The organism is Ruegeria sp. YTSA072, from assembly GCF_059610285.1.
In genome coordinates, this window is the sequence record NZ_JBXWNI010000008.1 from 138,073 (window position 1) to 155,553 (window position 17,481).

The window sequence follows — 17,481 nt, forward strand, 5'->3', positions numbered from 1 at the left end:
CTTATTCGTGAATAAACGCGAGCCTTCGGTTGTTAGCTTTTGAGAGAAACGCACTATGCTTTCTGTAAGTAGCCCAGACAACGGAGTAGGAAAATGCGCCTAGTACTCGCTTCAGCCATCGCCCTTCAGGCCTTTGCATTCGCGCCGGTCGCGATCGCCGCTGGCGGTGACAGCAGCCCGCCAAAACCGACCAACACGACCAAGAAGTGTTTCTTCGGTCGCGTCTATGACAAAGACGCCGGACGGTGCGTGAAGCCGGACAAGACCAACTTTACTGAAGAAGAGCTGTATGACGCCGTGCGCGAACTGGCCTATGACGGACAGTTCGAAAATGCACAGGACATCCTGCGCATCATGGATCAGGATGATGATCGCGTGTTGACCTACTGGGGTTTCACCTACCGCAAAATGGGTGAGCTTGATCTGGCGAATGCCTTCTATTCGAACGCTATTGAGGCGAATCCTGACAACATACTGGCGCGCAGCTATATGGGTCAGGGCTTTGTCACCGAAGGCAAAACCGATCTTGCCATCGCACAGTGGCGCGAGATCAAGGCGCGCGGCGGTGAAGGCACCTGGGCCGAGGCATCCTTGCGCGAGGCGATCCGCACCGGGCTGACTTACAACTACTAAACTTCAGCCTTTCTTTACCCGACTCTCCGTAATCTGCCTGTGGAACAGAAACTTGGCACCACAGGCAGATGCAGGACACAAACTCTTTGGTTCAACTGGCACCGGGGACATCAACACCCACAGCCGACGCCCAGAACGACGCGCACCGCGTCGTCCCCAAGACGCTGAGCAGCCGACAAAAAGCCGCCGTCGTTGTGCGCCTTTTGTTGAATGAGGGCGCAGATATCCCCCTGGAAGAGCTTCCCGACGATTTGCAGGAAAAGCTGACGCACCAGCTGGGTCAAATGGGCCTTGTGGATCGCATCACGCTGGCATCCGTCGCACAAGAGTTTGCCGAAGCTCTGGACAGTGTCGGCCTGTCCTTTCCGCATGGGCTGGCCGGTGCTCTGGATGCGGTCAGCGACAAGATTACGCCGGCAACAGCGGCCAGGTTGCGGAAGGAAGCCGGGGTGCGCCAGATCGGCGATCCGTGGCAACGGCTGCGCGAAATCCCGACAGGAGATTTGGCCACCATCGCTCTGGCCGAAAGCACTGAAATTGCAGCGGTCATGTTGTCCAAGCTGGAAACTGCGAATGCCGCGCAACTTCTGGGTCACCTGCCCGGCCCGGTCGCGCGGCGCATCACCTATGCCGTGTCCAAAACGGCCAACATCTCACCCGAGGCGGTTGAACGGATTGGCTGGTCGCTGGCGGCGCAACTTGATCGACGCCCGGCCACGGCCTTTTCGGATGGCCCCGGAGCGCGGGTCGGTGCGATTCTGAACCAATCAGCCGCAGCGACGCGCGACGGGCTCTTGACGGCCCTGGATGAAGAAGACACCGACTTTGCAGCTTTGGTGCGCCAATCAATATTCACCTTCGCCCATATCCCGGCCCGCATCTTGCCCCGGGACGTGCCTGCGATTCTGCGTGGATTGGATCAGGCTGATCTCGTCACCGCCTCGGCTGGCGCCACGGCCGAGAATGACAAAGCCGCGGTCGATTTCCTGCTATCCAACATGTCGACGCGTATGGCGGATAACCTGCGCGAGGAAATCACCGAACGCGGCAAGGTGAAGCTGGCAGAAGCCGAAGAAGCGATGACACTTGTCATCGGCTCAATTCGAACACTGGTCGACGAAGGCGCAATAGCGTTGATCGAAGAGGATAGCGAAGAGTGACGGGCAAGTCTGATCCGGCAGGACAAAGCATGGCTTTGGTTTGCAACGCTTGTGGTTGCGGTTTCCCCCTTGTATGTCTTGCCCGGCAAATCGCAACAGCCGGTGAGACCTATTCATGCCCGTCGAAAAGTCGGAACTAAGCCGCACAGAGCTTAGAAAATACTACATCACTGGATTGTTCATGAAGGGCGTGATCGGGACCTTGAGGTTGTTGCCCTATGAAACACGCCTGGCCACCATGGGCGCAATCGCACGTGGGCTTTCACCGTTGATCGGCTTTACCAAACGCGTGCGCAGCAACTTGAAATTGACCCGCCCTGACCTGTCAGAGGCCGAGGTCAACAGAATTTGCAGCGCCGTTCCGGACAATGCTGGTCGCGCGATTATGGAGCATTTTTCGCCGGAAGGGTTCACCGAACGTCAGCGCACGGCAAAGGTAAGCGGCTCGGGTGTTGCCGCATTTGACACTGCCGTCGCCGAAGGGCGACCGATCATGATGATCACCGCGCATTTTGGTCACTATCTGGCAGCACGCATCGCCCTGCAGGAACGCAGCGGTCAACCGATTGGGTGCCTCTATCGCCGCATGGCGAACCCTTATTTCAACGACATGTATGTCGAGGCGTTCCATAAGACTGGCTCGCCGATGTTCGAACAGGGCCGTCGCGGAATGGTCGAGATGGTGCGTTCGCTCAAGAAAAATGGGATCATCGCGATCGTATCCGATCTGCACGCCCATGGCGGTGAAGAGCTGACATTCTTTGGCAAGCCTGCTGTGACCTCAGTCCTGAATGCAGAACTGGCAATGAAATACAACGCCGTCCTGGTCCCGTGTTATGCGGTGCGGCAACCAAACGGCGTGGATTTTGAAATCGTGCTACACGACCCGGTGCCGCATACAGATCCGAAGACCATGACCCAGTTCACCAATGACGATCTTGAGGCCATGGTGAGACAGCATATGGGTCAGTGGTTTTGGATCCACCGGCGCTGGAAAGCCTGGAACGGTTTGGGCGTGCAGCCCGAGGACATGCCCTGATTATTTAACCCGCGCGGCCGCCACAATCGGGCCGTGCCCTGCCCTTTGCACCAGCACAACTGCCGGAAATTCTGTGTCGACGGTTACCGAAAACGCCTGAGGCGCGACGCCGTTCCATTGACCTGCCATATGCCAGGCCTCGACAACGTTGGCATAGTCCAGATCGTGACCAGCCAGCTCTCCGCGTCGGATCGAGGCATGGCGCATCGGTGAATACTGAATGACCCGGATGTCATAGGTTTCTCCGGCCGGCAGTTCGACCGGCGTCACATCCACCGTCACATCATCACCTGAGCGCGCGGCCGTCACGGACGCTTGCGGGGCGGCCTTGAGATGCGCATTGATCAAGCGATCCAGTTCCCGCGATTGCGCTCCGACAACATCCTGCTGCCCATTCACCACCATCTGAGGCGTATAGATCATCGACCGCCCACCTTCTCGCGCATAAGTGCGCTGGCGCAGAGTGTGATCCGGGTCGGCATATTCGTCCTTCCAGCCGATGTAGTCCCAGTAATCCACATGCAGTGCCAGGCCGATCACATCGTCGCGTTTGGCCAAATCATGCATGATCCGGTCGGCAGGCGGACAGGACGAACAGCCCTGAGATGTGAACAACTCAACCACAACCGGGTCGCCCTCGGCCAAGGCTGCTGTGGAGAGAAACAAGGAAACTAGCGCTGTCGCGCGAATGGATCTGAACATTACGGGTCTCGGGCCTTTGGCTGGGTGTACTGCCCGGTTTAAACGCAAGCCCGTTCAACCTCCAATCAACGTTTCTTGAGACATGCGACCATCGTTACCCTTAAATTTTGTGTGCAATGGTATACATAACTCAACGAGCTCACCACCTTGGTCCTTGAACCAAAGGCGTTGGTGATGCAGATAAAGATTAGCGAATCCCGGGATCTAAGTCATTTCAGAGGGAGGCCACAGATGCCCATCAAAGTCGGACAAGATACCGCCAAAACACGCCGCAACCTTAGCGTGAATGGCAAATCCATTTCATATTATTCTATCCCCGCCGCGCAAGAGGCCGGTCTGGGTGATTTTTCCAAGCTTCCCGCCGCGCTCAAAGTGGTGCTCGAGAACATGCTGCGGTTCGAGGACGATGGCTTTTCCGTCGCGGTCGATGATATCAAAGCCTTTGGCGAGTGGGCACGTAATGGCGGCAAGAACCCGCGCGAGATTGCGTATCGCCCTGCCCGCGTGTTGATGCAGGACTTTACCGGCGTTCCGGCTGTTGTTGATCTGGCTGCGATGCGCGATGGCATCAAGGGGCTGGGCGGCGATGCGCAGAAGATCAACCCGCTGAACCCGGTTGATCTGGTCATCGACCACTCGGTCATGATCGATGAATTCGGCAACCCGCGCGCGTTCCAGATGAACGTGGATCGCGAATATGAACGCAACATGGAGCGTTACCAGTTCCTGAAATGGGGGCAGTCGGCCTTTAACAACTTCCGTGTTGTTCCCCCCGGAACCGGCATCTGCCATCAGGTGAACTTGGAATATCTAGCCCAGACCGTCTGGACCGACACCGACCAGAACGGCGACGAAGTCGCCTACCCCGACACGCTGGTTGGCACCGACAGCCACACCACCATGGTCAATGGCATGGCCGTTCTGGGCTGGGGCGTCGGCGGGATCGAAGCCGAGGCCGCGATGCTGGGACAGCCGATCTCGATGCTCATCCCCGAGGTCGTGGGTTTTGAGCTGACCGGCGCGATGGTGGAAGGCACCACTGGCACTGACCTAGTTCTAAAAGTCGTCGAGATGCTGCGCGCGAAAGGCGTGGTGGGCAAATTCGTCGAGTTCTACGGGAGCGGTCTGGACCGTTTGCCGCTGGCTGACCGCGCGACGATTGCCAACATGGCCCCCGAGTATGGCGCGACCTGCGGCTTCTTCCCGATTGATGGTGAGACCCTGCGCTATATGCGTAACACCGGTCGGGATGAGGATCGCCTGGCACTGGTCGAAGCTTATGCCAAGGAAAACGGCCTTTGGCGTGATGAGAACTACGCGCCCATCTACACCGACACTCTGACGTTGGACATGGGCACGATCGTTCCTGCAATCTCGGGCCCGAAACGCCCTCAGGACTATGTTGCGCTGACCGACGCCAAGGCGGCATTTACCAAGGAAATGGCGGATACCTTCAAGCGCCCGATGGGTAAACAGATCGAAGTCAAAGGTGAAGAATACGGCATGGAATCGGGCAAGGTGGTGATCGCCTCTATCACCTCCTGCACCAACACCTCGAACCCTTACGTGATGATCGGTGCCGGTCTGGTCGCAAAAAAGGCGCATGAGCTGGGCCTAAATCGCCAACCTTGGGTCAAAACATCGCTGGCCCCCGGCTCGCAGGTTGTGTCTGAATACCTTGAGGCGGCTGGCCTGCAGCAACATCTGGATGCCATCGGGTTCAACCTGGTTGGTTATGGCTGCACCACATGCATCGGCAACTCTGGCCCGATCCAGAGGGAAATCAGCGAAGCAATTGCCGAGGGCGATCTGGTCGCCACGTCCGTTCTGTCCGGCAACCGCAACTTTGAAGGCCGGATTTCGCCGGACGTGCGGGCCAACTACCTGGCCTCGCCACCGCTGGTTGTAGTCTATGCGTTAGCTGGCACCATGGATATCGACCTGACATCCGAGCCGATTGGGCAGGACAAGGACGGCAATGACGTCTTCATGAAGGACATCTGGCCAACCCAAAGCGAAATCGCCGAGCTGGTGCAGGAAACTGTCACACGCGAAGCGTTCCAGTCGAAATATGCGGATGTCTTCAAAGGCGATGAGAAATGGCAAAGCGTCGAGGTTCCGCAACAGGAAACCTATGACTGGCCGCCGACTTCGACCTATATCCAGAACCCTCCCTATTTTCAGGGAATGGGTGCCGAGCCGGGCACGATCTCAAATATCGAAGGGGCCAAGGTTTTGGCGGTTCTTGGGGACATGGTCACGACCGACCACATCTCACCCGCAGGGTCTTTTGCAAGCACCTCGCCTGCCGGTCAGTACCTGATCGAACGTCAGGTGCAACCACGCGAGTTCAACTCCTACGGTTCCCGCCGCGGCAACCACGAGGTCATGATGCGTGGCACATTCGCCAACATCCGCATCAAGAATGAGATGCTGGACGGCGTCGAAGGCGGCTATACCGAAGGTCCTGACGGCGAACAGGCTTCGATCTACGACGCATCAATGGCCTACCAGGAACTAGGCCTGCCGCTGGTCGTCTTTGGTGGCGAGCAATACGGCGCCGGCTCATCCCGGGACTGGGCTGCCAAGGGCACGGCCCTGCTGGGCGTCAAAGCCGTGATCGCCGAAAGCTTTGAGCGTATCCACAGGTCCAACTTGGTTGGAATGGGCGTAATCCCGTTCGAGTTCACCGGCGGCGACACCCGCAAGACATTGGGCCTGACAGGCGATGAAACCGTATCAATCCACGGCTTGGATTCGGTCGAGCCACTGCAAGAGGTGCCCTGCACCATCATTTTCGGCGACGGAACCGAGAAAACAATCACGCTGAAATGCCGGATCGATACCGCGCCCGAGATCGAATACATCGAAAACGGCGGCGTGCTGCAATACGTGTTGCGGAACCTTGCCAAGGACGCTTAAAGCAACAAAGCCCCGGCCAATGCGCCGGGGCTTTTTCTTGGGTGCCAGCGCAACTAGCAGAAACAAGAAATAGAGCGCGTGCAGCAGGCACGCTCCGCATGGCAACGGATCAGATCACTGGCCAGCTTTTTCCAATGCCGGGCGTATCCTGCTTTCGATGACGCGCTGCGTAATCGGACCGGCAAAGCGCAGGATGATCGTGCCCTCCCCGTCGATCACATAAGTTTCCGGAACACCGTAAAGACCCCAGTCCAGCGCCATGCGCCCTTGTTCATCCCGCCCGATGGCCTCATATGGGTCACCCAGTTCGGTCAGAAAACCTTCGGCATTGGCCAACTGATCCTTGTAGTTGATGCCATAGACCGGGATGCCCTCTTCGGACAGCGCCTCAAGGTTGGGATGCTCGGCCCGGCAAGGGGCACACCAGCTGGCCCAATAGTTGACCAGCTTGACCTCACCATCACGCAGGGTGTCATCGTCGAACAACGTTTTACCCGGAAACTCGGTCAGAACGACAGGTGGCGCGGGCTGCCCTTCGCGTGCAGATGGCAAGGCATCGGGGTCATCCCGGAACATGCCAATGCCGGCCAAAACGGCAAAAGCGCCGAAGATCAACGGCGGCGCAACCATCAGGGGTGAGATTTTAGCCATTGCGTGACATCCTGTGTTCGAGCTTTTCCATTTCCGCCCGGACTTTGCGCCCACGCATTACGCTAAGAACGACCAGTGCAATCAGCAACCCCAGCGAGGCCGCATAGGACCACAGGACCGCGTCGGCATATTTTCCAAGATCAGGGATCATCCGTTTAGCCTTTCTCGCGCCAGCAGCGCCTTAATCCGTCGCGCCCGGATTTCCGTTCCTGTGCGATACAGAACCAACGCAATGAACAGCAGCACAAATCCGATGATACATACCAGCAGCGGATAGAAATAAATGTTGCTGACTTTTTCTTCGGTATCCGCGCCGGTGACGGCTGCGGCGCGCATCACGGATGCCCCCTGATGCAGGCCTTGGTTCCAGAAGTTCACCGCATAGCGGCTGAGCAAGGCAAAAACCGACCCCACCAGACACAGGACCGAGGTCAGATCAGCGGCCGTATCGGAATCCTCGATCGCTTCCCACAGGGCTACGTAGCCAAGGTAAAACAGAAACAGGATCAGGAAAGCCGTCAGGCGTGGATCCCAGGCCCACCACGTGCCCCACATCGGTTGCCCCCAGATCGCGCCGGTTGCCAACGCGATTAGGGTCATCACGATACCGATGGGAGCTGCCGCTCGCGCAGCGAGTGCACTGACATGGTGGCGGCGCACCAGCCAGACCAAAGATGTGGCCAGCATCATCAGCCAGCAATTGATCGCCATCAGCGCCGCAGGCACATGCAGGTAGATGATCTTGACGGTCGAGCCCTGTTTGTAGTCATCCGGCGTGAAGAAAAAGCCCCAGATCAGCCCGACGACCAGACACACAAAAGAAGTCATCCAGAAGAACGGCAGGACCCGCTCGCTGGTCGCGAGGAATTTGCGCGGGTTGGCGTATTCCCAGAGGGTATTGGCTTTGGCAGCGATAGACATGGGCTCTATTTAGTCCGACTCGTGTTTGTTCTCAATTGACATCAGTCAAACTGCGACAGCGTCACCGAAGGTTGATCCGCAATACGGCTGCGCTGGCAAAGGGCAACAGCGCAATTGTGGCGGCGGTGATCCCCGCCAACATCAACAGCGGTGTTTGCGTTTCCATCCCTGTGGCACCGCGGCGCGCGACCTCGGCCCCGAAGATCAGCGTGGGAACATAAAGCGGCAGAACAAGCAATGACAACAATAGCCCCCCGCGCTTTAGGCCGACAGTCAAAGCTGCGCCGAAGGTCCCGATCACACTCATGGCCGGGGTGCCGACCAAAAGTGAGATCACCAGCCAGAAAAAGCCTGGCACCGGCAAGTTCAGTAGCACACCCAGAAACGGCGCGGCCAGAACCAGTGGCAAACCCGTTGTTATCCAGTGGGCCAGCGCCTTGATCGACACAACCGCCTCAAGCGGCAAGGGCGCCGTGGCCAACAGGTCAAGCGATCCGTCTTCCCAATCCAACGCAAGCAAACGATCAAGCGATAACAGGCAGGCCAAAAGCGCGCCCAGCCAAAGCACACCCGGGGCAATGGTCGACAGCAGCGAAGATTGCGGGCCGACTGAGAACGGCACCAGAACGGTCACAATCAGAAAGAATGCAAGGCCAAGGCCAAAACCCCCGCCCGCGCGGAACGCCAGTTTCAGGTCGCGCAGCAGCAGGGCGATCACAGGAAGCCTCCGTCAACGTCGTCGATGGGTTTTGGTTTGGCTTTGTTGGGACCCACATCCAGAACCGCGCCGTCCAGACCAAGGTCGATATGGGTTGCGATCAGGGCGGAACCGCCCTGCCCCAGATGGGCACGAACGGTATCGGCGAACATCTGGACGGCGCTTTTGTCCAGTGACACCGTCGGTTCGTCCAGCATCCAGATCGGCCGCCCGGTGACCAGCATCCGGGCTAGTCCAAGGCGACGTTTCTGCCCGGCGGACAGGTTTCCCGCATGGCGGTCCGACAGCTCGTTCAAAGCAAAGGCATCCAATGCCGGTTGGATGTCATCTGTCCCAAAGACCGAGGCCCAGAAGGTCAGGTTTTCCACAACCGTCAACGTTGGCTTCAACCCGTCGGAATGCGAGGCGTAGGCAATTTGATCCTCGGCCCCGACAATGGTTCCGCTCAACGCCGGCTGCAACCCCGCAAGTGTACGCAACAAAGTTGTTTTGCCGATCCCGTTTGGCCCACGCAGGATCAGTGCTTGCCCGGATTGAAGCGAGAAGTTGAGCCCCTCGAGCACGGGGATACCCCCGCGGGTGATGGCAAGATCAGTTACGGTCAGTGTCATACGGTCCCGCTTATCTTATTGCGCATAGGGGCAAAAGGCGGGATTTGCCGCAGGGCAATACCAGACCCGCTTTCGGATAAGCATGGAAACGAGGGGCCAGCCCCTCGCGCTCCCCGGGAAATTTTTGGCCAGATGAAGCGGATCCCGTCAGGTGGGAAGCAAAGCCAGCGCGATACGGCGGCCTTCGGAGAGCAGAACATTGTAGGTACGGCAGGCTGCGGGTGAGTTCATGATCTCAACGCCTATGCTGGCATGCTCAAGCGCCGCTCGGAGGTCAGGGGGGATGTGGGCCAGATCAGCACCCGTTCCGATCAACAGGACATCCACATGCCCAGCCAGTGCAAGCAAAGAGGATTGATCGTCGTACCCGCCCCAACCGGCGGTGCCGGAGGTGCCAGTCAGAACCGCACCTTCGTAGACCTGACCACCAATACGGAAAAAGCCGGGCCCGTAGCCATCGACCGGTGTTGCGTTGTTATATGTGATCTCATTCAACCGCATGGATATCTTCTATGCCCCAAAGCGGCAGGCCCGACAAGGCGGCCAGCGCGATGACCACGTAGGCGGCGGTGCGGTAGAGCTTTTCCTTTTCCGGGTTGAATAGCCAGCCGCCCAGCCAATTGCCCAAAAGGTTCGGGACCGACAGAGCCAGCCCCAGAACAACACTGTCGAAGGTCACACGCCCCATGACAGACAGAGAGCCGAAAATAAGAAAGTCGAAGCCGAAAAGGAAAAGCAGGATCGTGGCCCGAATGACTTCTACCGGCAGCGGACGGGACATGTAGAACAGGATCACCGCCGGTCCAGGCAACCCAGCGACGCCGCCGAGAAAACCCGCAGCGCCACCGATGGCTGTCACCATCGCGCGCCGCACGCGGCCTTGGTAGCGTAATCCAAGGATCAGGATTGCGAGCATGAACAAGGCCAGGAAGCTGACCGCGTATCGGAAAACCTCGGGCTCGACCTGCGTGAGGACCCACAAGCCAACAGGCAGGATCAAAGCGCAGCCAAGCAGCAGCCGTGCCAGGTCTCCGCGGTCTACGGCGCGCCACGCCCGTCGCAGGTTAGGCAGGGGCCCAAAGATATCCATGATCGTCAGTCCGATCAGCGCCCCAAACGGGCCGAGGAACGGCGTGGCCAGAGGCAGAAAAATCAGCGCGGTGCCAAAACCGGAAAACCCGCGTACGATGCCGCCTAGTGTCGCTGCAAAAAAGATAACGGCCAGCCCCGTTGGGGACTGGCCGAGAAGATCAGGCATCCACATTTGCGAACTGGTTGCCCGCGTTGTTGGAAGGCTTCGACCAGTCGCGCTTGACGCCCAGCCACAGCAGGATCGTCGAGGCGACAAAGACCGAGGAATACGTCCCCACGATCACGCCCCAGATCATCGCGAAGACAAAGCCGCGGATCACGTCCCCGCCCAGCACGTAAAGCGAGATCAGCGCTAACAGGGTGGTAACGGAGGTCATCACCGTCCGGCTGAGCGTTTCGTTGATCGAGATGTTCAGAACCTCTTTCAGGTCCTTTTTCTTGTATTTCCGCAGGTTCTCGCGAACACGGTCAAAGACGACCACGGTGTCGTTCAGCGAATACCCCACGATGGTCAGCAATGCGGCGATGATGGCCAGATCGAACCGGATTTGCAGTTCCGAGAATATGCCGATCGTGAGGATTACGTCGTGAACCAATGCGGCCACCGCGCCCAAGGCGAACTGCCATTCGAAACGCAGCCAGATATATACCAGCACCGCCCCGATCGCCAACACCACCGCGATAACCGCAGTTTGGATCAGCTCACCCGAGACTTTAGGACCGACGGATTCAACGCTTTCAAATGGCAATTTGAGGCCCGGATCAGCAGCAGCAAGCACCTCGCCGACCTGAGTGATCACGTCGGATGTAACAGCCTCGGCGTCTTCTTGAGCCTGGATACGGATCATCGCTACATTCTCATCCGGTCCAAAGTTTGGATCAAAGATCTCTGTGATTGTCACATCCCCCAATTCCAACGGGGCAAGGGCGTCACGATAGACTCCGACATCAATCTCTTGGGTGCTTTGCGTCCGGATCGTTGTGCCACCGCGGAAGTCGATGCCGAAGTTCAGCCCCTGAAGCATGAAGGACGTGAACGCCACGATCATCATCAAGGCCGAGATACCCAGCCAGATTTTCCATCGGCTGAAGAAATCGAACGAGGTATTCTGGGGTACGAGTTTCAGTCTCATGTCAAACCTCGATCGTTTTCGGGCGGCGGCGTTCAAACCAGATCACGATCATCAGGCGCGTCACGAAGATCGCGGTGAAGACCGAGGTCAGAATGCCCAAACCCAGCGTGATGGCAAAACCACGCACCGGACCGCTGCCCATGGCAAACAGGATAACAGCGGTGATGAATGTGGTCACGTTTGCGTCCAGAATGGCTGACAACGCCTTTTCATAACCCAGCTCGATTGCGCGCGCCGGGCCTCTGGCGGATTTCAGTTCTTCGCGGATACGCTCAAAGATCAACACGTTGGCATCCACCGCCATACCGACCGTCAACACGATACCGGCGATACCAGGCAGTGTCAGAGTGGCTCCGATCAGGGACAACAGACCAAACAGCAAGCCGACGTTGATGATCAGGGCGATGTTGGCAAAGAGACCAAACAAACCATAGCTGAGCGCCATAAAGGCCAACACCGCGACAAAGGCCACGATGGTTGCGACCTTGCCCGCGTCGATGCTGTCCTGCCCCAGTTCGGGGCCGATGGTACGCTCTTCGAGGAATTCCAGCCCGGCAGGCAACGCGCCTGCGCGCAACAGAACAGCCAGATTGGTGCTTTCCTCAACGGTGAAGTTACCAGTGATGATGCCCGAGCCGCCGGGAATGTGGCTTTGAATGACAGGGGCCGAGATGACCTCATCATCAAGAATGATTGCGAACGGCTGGCCGATATTTTCCAGCGTATAGTCGCCGAACTTGCGCGCCCCAGATGTGTTGAACCGGAAGCTGACCGCTGGGCGACCGTTCTGGTCGAAGGCTGGCTGCGCGTCCACCAGCTCTTCACCGGTGACGACTGGGGCCGCCTCGACTGTGTAAAACAAACCGGTTTCGTCGATGGAGGGGAGGACCTGTTCGCCAATCCCCGGGACTGCGTCCGGGTTGGTGCCCCGCCCCACAACGGGATTGAATGTCAGCTGAGCGGTGGTGCCGATGATCTCTTTCAGTTCACCAGCACTGCCGATACCCGGCACCTGAATAAGGATACGATCCGCACCCTGACGTTGGATCGTGGGTTCACGCGTTCCGACCTCGTCAATACGACGGCGCACAATCTCAAGCGATTGGCGCACAGTGCGGTCGTCTGTGGCAAGTTTTTCCGCCTCGGACAGTTGAACAACGATTGTGTCGCCTTCAGCCCGCGCCTCGATATCGGTTGCCCCTACACCGGTCAGGGTTTGCACCTGACGGGCCAGGCCGCGCACCACTTCAAGCGCGCGGGACGTGCCTTCGGGCTGGCTGATGCGCACCCGAATCTCGTCCGGGGCCGACTCTTGCTTGCGGATGGTGCCTACAGTGGCGCGCTCATCCCGCAGCGCATCGCGAATTTCGGGCCACATGGCCTCCATCCGGGATTCGTACACATCGCCGACCTGAACTTCGGCCAGCAGATGCGCACCACCGCGCAGATCGAGGCCCAGATTGACCAGCGATGACGGCAGCCAGTTCGGCCATTGCGCCGCCTCGGCCTGCATTTCGGGAGTGTCGATGCCAAGCTCGATTGCGGCCTTAGCATCGTTGGATTGCTCGACGCGCGTATAAAACGCATTCGGCAGGGCAAGGATCAGACCGATCACACAGACCAGCCAGATCAGAACCCGCTTCCAGGTATCAATTTGCAGCATTACCCTGCCTTTTCAAGGAATTGTCGCGCGAAGTTACTTCGCTGGTTCAGTCTTGTTCAGAACCTGCGCAATGGTCGACTTGACCACACGAACCTTCACACCCTCGGCGATTTCAACTTCGATCTCGTTGTCGCCTTCCTTGACCTTGGACACCTTGCCGATCATTCCACCTTGGGTGACGACCTGATCGCCGCGACGCACGGCTTCGACCATGGCCTGATGTTGCTTCATCTTTTTTTGCTGCGGACGGATCAGCAGAAAATACATGATCGCGAAAATCAGGATCAGCGGGAGAAACTGGGCGATTGCGCCACCTTCCATGGGATATTCCTTTGTTTTGGTGCTGCGGAAATGCTCCGCAAATTTGGCGGGAACCTATGCTCTGAATTGCGCCTTTGCAAGCGATGGCAACGCTGTACACCTCCCTGACCCGGCCACAGTGCACAAAGAACAAGCCAGTCGTTGCAGATATGTCCTAGGCACCTCGCTGAAACCGGGTATAGTTCGGGTTAAGGGGGACATATGGCAAGGCAATTCAAGCCCTTCCTTTTGCTGGTTTATTTTCTGACGGCCCTGGCGTCCAGCCTGTGGTTTTCGGACGTCGTACTGGCACAGGAAACACCGACAGAGCCCCCTGCTTCTGACGGGGCGGACTCGGACAGTTTCGTGGCGCCGGTCATTGTGGACGGGGACGTATTGTTCCAGGTCCGGGGATCCAGTGCCCTGCCCGCGCCAGAGCGGGCGGAAGACGTTCAGGACAAGATCATCGAAATCGCCGAAGCCTCGGATGCGCCAACGGTTGAGGTGACATACGAAGAGACCGAGTTCGGCATTTGGACTCTGGCCGACGGCGAGAGAGTCTCGATCGTCACCGAAGCCGATGCCGAGTTGGATCAGATGGAGCTTAGCGTTCTAAGCGTTTTGCACGGGAACGCGATCAAACAATCTATCGAAGACTACCGCGCCAACCGCACCGATCGGGCGCGCGTGTCCGGTGCAATTGAGGCAGTGGCGTGGACCATTGGTTTTGTGGCGTTTGTGGTGGCAATCCTGTGGGTGCACCGTCGGATTCGACGGAAGACATTAAAGTTTGTCTCACTTCACCTCAAGGACGTGGAAACTGCCACAGCCAAAAGCGTTCAGGCCGAAGCGATCGCCGCGCTGGTACGATATGGGCTGAACTTCGTTTTGCTTATCATCTTCTTTCTCGGCTTTTATTACTACCTCTCGTTTGTTCTGCTGGCTTTCGCCGAAACCCGCTATTTTGCGCAGCTATTGCTGACCTATCTGACCGAGCCGGTACTGCTGATCTTCAAAGGCATTATTAGTTACATCCCCAATTTGATCATGCTGGGCCTGATTTCTTGGGTGGCGCTGTACATCATCAAGGGGATGCGAGTGTTCTTCGACGCGGTCGAGGCGGGTTCCTTCGACATGGGCGATTTCGAAAAGCACTGGGTCAGCCCAACCTTCAACATTGCCCGTGTTGTGGTGATCATGATCGCCTTGGTCTTTGCCGTTCCCTACATCCCCGGATCGGATTCGGCGGCGTTCCAGGGGTTGACGATCCTGGTGGGTGCCATGCTGTCGCTGGGTGCAAATTCTGTCGTCTCAAACATGCTGGCTGGCCTGTTTGTGATCTATCGTCGCTCGACCTCGATCGGGGACCGAATTCAGATCGGCGACCACATCGGCGATGTAGTTCAGATCAAACTGATGGAGACGCATCTGAAATCCATTAAGAACGAACTGATCTCGATCCCTAATGCGCAACTGATGAATTCGGATGTGGTGAACTTCTCGAAGAAAACAGACGGCAGCGGACTGCTTCTGCATACCACGGTTGGCATCGGCTATGAAGAGCCGCCCGAGAAGGTCGAGGCGATGCTGATCGAGGCCGCCAACCGCACCAAGGGGATCAAGTCCAAGCCGGAACCGTTTGTTTTGTGGACAGCATTGGCCGATTACGCGATCAATTATCAGATCAACGGGTATTCGACACGCGGCAGTATTATTCCAAAGATAAAATCGGACCTGCATCGCAACATCGTGGCCGTGTTCAATGAAAACAGTGTGCAGATCATGACGCCCTCTTACATGGCTGATCCGCCTGATCCCAAGATCCCAACCGAACATTGGGATGGCCATCTGGCGCATGAAACACACGAGGATGCCGATAAGTCGTAACCGGCGCTACACCCCGCCTTTCAGATGGTGCATAAGCGGTTTCAGTGATTCACGCATTTAAGGATCTGAACCATGCACGACATCCGCGCCATTCGCGAAAACCCCGCCGCCTTCGACGCCGCACTTGCGCGCCGTGGGGACGCGCCGGTGTCGTCAGATTTGCTGAGACTGGACGAAAGCCGCCGGGCCAAGATTCAGTCCGCAGAAACGGCACAAGCCGAACAGAACAAGGCCAGCAAAGAGGTCGGTGCCGCCAAGGCACGCGGCGACGAGGCTGAATTTCAACGCCTGCGCGCGCTGGTCGCCGAGAAAAAGGCCGAAATTGCCCGGATGCAGACCGAGGCCAAGGATCTGGATGCGCTGCTGACTGATCAGCTGATCCGCATCCCGAACCTGCCAGCCGAGGACGCGCCAGAAGGTGCGGACGAGAACGACAATGTCGAGGTCAACCGCTGGGGCACTCCGCGTGAGTTGGATTTTGCACCGAAAGAGCATTTTGAAATCGAGGCCGTTCAGAACGGCATGGATTTTGAAACGGCGGCAAAGCTGTCCGGCTCGCGCTTTGTCCTGTTGTCCGGCGGCGTCGCCCGTGTTCACCGCGCACTGGCGCAGTTCATGCTGGACACGCACATCAACGAAAACGAACTGACCGAAGTGAACGGCCCGGTTTTGGTTCTGTCCGAGATGATGCAGGGCACAGGCCAGTTGCCGAAATTCGGCGAAGACAGCTATCAGACCCGCGAAGGCTGGTGGCTGATCCCGACGTCCGAGGTGTCCCTGACCAATATCGTCAACGACACGATGATTGAAGAAAGCTATCTGCCCCGCCGTTACACCGCGCATTCCTTGTGCTTCCGGTCCGAGGCCGGATCGGCTGGCCGGGACACGCGCGGCATGTTGCGCCAGCACCAGTTCGAAAAGGTCGAGATGGTTTCGGTCGCCCATCCCGACAAGTCGGATGATGAGCAAAAACGCATGCTGCGTTGTGCCGAGGGTATTCTGGAAAAGCTGGGCATCCCCTATCGCACAGTGATCCTGTGCACAGGTGACATGGGCTTTGGCGCGCGCCGAACCTTTGACATCGAAGCCTGGCTGCCGGGTCAGGATACGTATCGCGAGATCAGCTCAGTCTCGACTTGTGGTGATTTTCAGGCCCGCCGGATGAACGCGCGATTCCGTCCCGAGGCTGGAGGCAAACCGGAATACGTTCACACGCTGAACGGATCCGGTCTGGCTGTTGGGCGCTGCCTGATCGCCGTGCTGGAAAACGGCCAGAACGCAGACGGCACCGTCACCCTGCCCGAGGTTCTGGCCCCCTATCTGGGTGGTAAGCTGACGCTGCAACTGGACGGCACGCTGGCATAAGAAAACCGGCGACCAACAGGGCGCCGGTTCAAGAAGCTGCAAGGCGGAGAAGGCTTACTTCTTCGCCTTTTTCTTATCCTTCTTCTTGTCTTTTTTCTTATCTTTCTTCTTGTCCGTCTTGTCGGCCTTTTTCTTTTTATCTTTCTTCTTATCCTTCTTTGTCTTGGCCTTCACCTTGTCCTTGGCTTTCGAGAAGACAGCTTCCATCTCCTGAAGCTTTTTAGCGGCCTTTTCAGCCTTGGCTTTGGCCTTGGCCTTCTTTTTTGCCTTGGCTTCTGCCAGTTCGGCCACGGCCTTTTCCTCAGCCGCTTTGCGCGCAGCCTCTTCCGCCCGCTTCTCGGCAGCGGCGGCAGCGATCGTTTTGCGGGGCGCTGTTCGGAGCGCTGCAGGCTTTTTGGCAGGCGCGCGGCGCGTACTTGTTTTCGCCGCAGGGCGTTTGGCGGCTGGTTTCGCCGCGGCGGGTTTGGCGGCTGGCGGTTTCTCTGCAATCGCCTCTTTCGCGGCGGCAATCAAGACGGCTGCGCGGGCTTTGCCGATACGAGGAACTTTGACCAGTGCAGCGGGGCTTGCTTTGGCAACGGCTTCAGCGGTTTTGAAACCGTTGGCTGTAAGTGACTTTCCTAGCCCCTCTCCAACGCCTTTTATTGCGGTCACTGCGGTCATTCTTTGTCCTTTCCGATTTTC

At 57.8% G+C, this 17,481-nt stretch carries 18 protein-coding genes; 6 read left to right on the forward strand and 12 right to left on the reverse strand.

Going from position 1 to position 17,481, the window contains the following annotated elements:
- Positions 1 to 93 precede the first annotated feature (93 nt).
- The 3 genes from AC2FIB_RS14845 to AC2FIB_RS14855 all read left to right on the forward strand — a co-directional run bounded on the left by AC2FIB_RS14845 (position 94) and on the right by AC2FIB_RS14855 (position 2,832).
- Positions 94 to 633, forward strand: a complete 540-nt coding sequence (locus AC2FIB_RS14845; protein ID WP_058274031.1) for a tetratricopeptide repeat protein — start codon at positions 94 to 96, stop codon at positions 631 to 633.
- A 68-nt stretch (positions 634 to 701) separates the two neighbouring features.
- Positions 702 to 1,793, forward strand: a complete 1,092-nt coding sequence (locus AC2FIB_RS14850; protein WP_496735903.1) for a flagellar motor switch protein FliG — start codon at positions 702 to 704, stop codon at positions 1,791 to 1,793.
- A gap of 115 nt (positions 1,794 to 1,908) precedes the next feature.
- On the forward strand, positions 1,909 to 2,832 hold the full coding sequence (locus tag AC2FIB_RS14855; protein ID WP_496735905.1) for a lysophospholipid acyltransferase family protein: 924 nt from the start codon (positions 1,909 to 1,911) through the stop codon (positions 2,830 to 2,832).
- Here the strand turns inward: AC2FIB_RS14855 and AC2FIB_RS14860 are convergent, their stop codons facing one another.
- Positions 2,833 to 3,534 carry a DUF1223 domain-containing protein gene (locus AC2FIB_RS14860; RefSeq protein WP_496735907.1) on the reverse strand — a complete coding sequence of 234 codons (702 nt, stop codon included), beginning with the start codon at positions 3,532 to 3,534 and terminating at the stop codon, positions 2,833 to 2,835. It abuts the gene before it with no gap.
- 231 nt (positions 3,535 to 3,765) lie between these two features.
- On the opposite strand from AC2FIB_RS14860, the gene acnA reads away from it, so the two are divergent.
- The gene (acnA, locus tag AC2FIB_RS14865) at positions 3,766 to 6,456 is read left to right on the forward strand and encodes an aconitate hydratase AcnA (protein WP_496842316.1); all 2,691 of its coding nucleotides are present in this window, start codon (positions 3,766 to 3,768) and stop codon (positions 6,454 to 6,456) included.
- Positions 6,457 to 6,570: 114 nt separating this feature from the next.
- On the opposite strand, the gene AC2FIB_RS14870 is transcribed toward acnA, so the two are convergent.
- The 10 genes from AC2FIB_RS14870 to yajC all read right to left on the reverse strand — a co-directional run bounded on the left by AC2FIB_RS14870 (position 6,571) and on the right by yajC (position 13,566).
- Entirely contained in the window at positions 6,571 to 7,107 is a 537-nt protein-coding gene (locus tag AC2FIB_RS14870) for a DsbE family thiol:disulfide interchange protein (protein WP_108860316.1), read from the reverse strand.
- Positions 7,100 to 7,258: a heme exporter protein CcmD gene (gene ccmD, locus AC2FIB_RS14875; RefSeq protein ID WP_186437450.1), complete on the reverse strand. Its 159-nt coding sequence runs from the start codon at positions 7,256 to 7,258 to the stop codon at positions 7,100 to 7,102. The genes AC2FIB_RS14870 and ccmD overlap by 8 nt, the downstream gene beginning before the upstream one ends.
- Positions 7,255 to 8,028 (reverse strand): heme ABC transporter permease, encoded by a 774-nt coding sequence (locus AC2FIB_RS14880; protein ID WP_058274037.1) that lies wholly within the window; start codon positions 8,026 to 8,028, stop codon positions 7,255 to 7,257. The genes ccmD and AC2FIB_RS14880 overlap by 4 nt, the downstream gene beginning before the upstream one ends.
- 61 nt (positions 8,029 to 8,089) lie before the next feature.
- Entirely contained in the window at positions 8,090 to 8,746 is a 657-nt protein-coding gene (gene ccmB / locus AC2FIB_RS14885) for a heme exporter protein CcmB (protein WP_058274038.1), read from the reverse strand.
- The gene (ccmA, locus tag AC2FIB_RS14890; RefSeq protein WP_496735913.1) at positions 8,743 to 9,357 is read right to left on the reverse strand and encodes a heme ABC exporter ATP-binding protein CcmA; all 615 of its coding nucleotides are present in this window, start codon (positions 9,355 to 9,357) and stop codon (positions 8,743 to 8,745) included. The genes ccmB and ccmA overlap by 4 nt, the downstream gene beginning before the upstream one ends.
- Before the next feature lie 147 nt (positions 9,358 to 9,504).
- A complete protein-coding gene (locus AC2FIB_RS14895; protein ID WP_496735915.1) occupies positions 9,505 to 9,858 on the reverse strand; it encodes an Mth938-like domain-containing protein in 354 nt (117 codons plus the stop codon).
- Positions 9,845 to 10,615 (reverse strand): sulfite exporter TauE/SafE family protein, encoded by a 771-nt coding sequence (locus tag AC2FIB_RS14900; protein ID WP_496735917.1) that lies wholly within the window; start codon positions 10,613 to 10,615, stop codon positions 9,845 to 9,847. The genes AC2FIB_RS14895 and AC2FIB_RS14900 overlap by 14 nt, the downstream gene beginning before the upstream one ends.
- Positions 10,608 to 11,582, reverse strand: a complete 975-nt coding sequence (gene secF, locus AC2FIB_RS14905; RefSeq protein ID WP_058277475.1) for a protein translocase subunit SecF — start codon at positions 11,580 to 11,582, stop codon at positions 10,608 to 10,610. The genes AC2FIB_RS14900 and secF overlap by 8 nt, the downstream gene beginning before the upstream one ends.
- A gap of 1 nt (position 11,583) precedes the next feature.
- Positions 11,584 to 13,245, reverse strand: a complete 1,662-nt coding sequence (gene secD, locus AC2FIB_RS14910; protein ID WP_496735919.1) for a protein translocase subunit SecD — start codon at positions 13,243 to 13,245, stop codon at positions 11,584 to 11,586.
- 33 nt (positions 13,246 to 13,278) lie between these two features.
- On the reverse strand, positions 13,279 to 13,566 hold the full coding sequence (gene yajC, locus AC2FIB_RS14915; RefSeq protein WP_058274044.1) for a preprotein translocase subunit YajC: 288 nt from the start codon (positions 13,564 to 13,566) through the stop codon (positions 13,279 to 13,281).
- A gap of 201 nt (positions 13,567 to 13,767) precedes the next feature.
- Between yajC and AC2FIB_RS14920 the strand changes: the two genes are divergently transcribed.
- On the forward strand, positions 13,768 to 15,432 hold the full coding sequence (locus AC2FIB_RS14920; RefSeq protein ID WP_496735921.1) for a mechanosensitive ion channel family protein: 1,665 nt from the start codon (positions 13,768 to 13,770) through the stop codon (positions 15,430 to 15,432).
- 72 nt (positions 15,433 to 15,504) lie between these two features.
- Entirely contained in the window at positions 15,505 to 16,797 is a 1,293-nt protein-coding gene (gene serS / locus AC2FIB_RS14925) for a serine--tRNA ligase (protein ID WP_496842318.1), read from the forward strand.
- A gap of 54 nt (positions 16,798 to 16,851) precedes the next feature.
- Here the strand turns inward: serS and AC2FIB_RS14930 are convergent, their stop codons facing one another.
- Positions 16,852 to 17,460 (reverse strand): helix-hairpin-helix domain-containing protein, encoded by a 609-nt coding sequence (locus tag AC2FIB_RS14930; RefSeq protein WP_496735925.1) that lies wholly within the window; start codon positions 17,458 to 17,460, stop codon positions 16,852 to 16,854.
- Positions 17,461 to 17,481 lie beyond the last annotated feature (21 nt).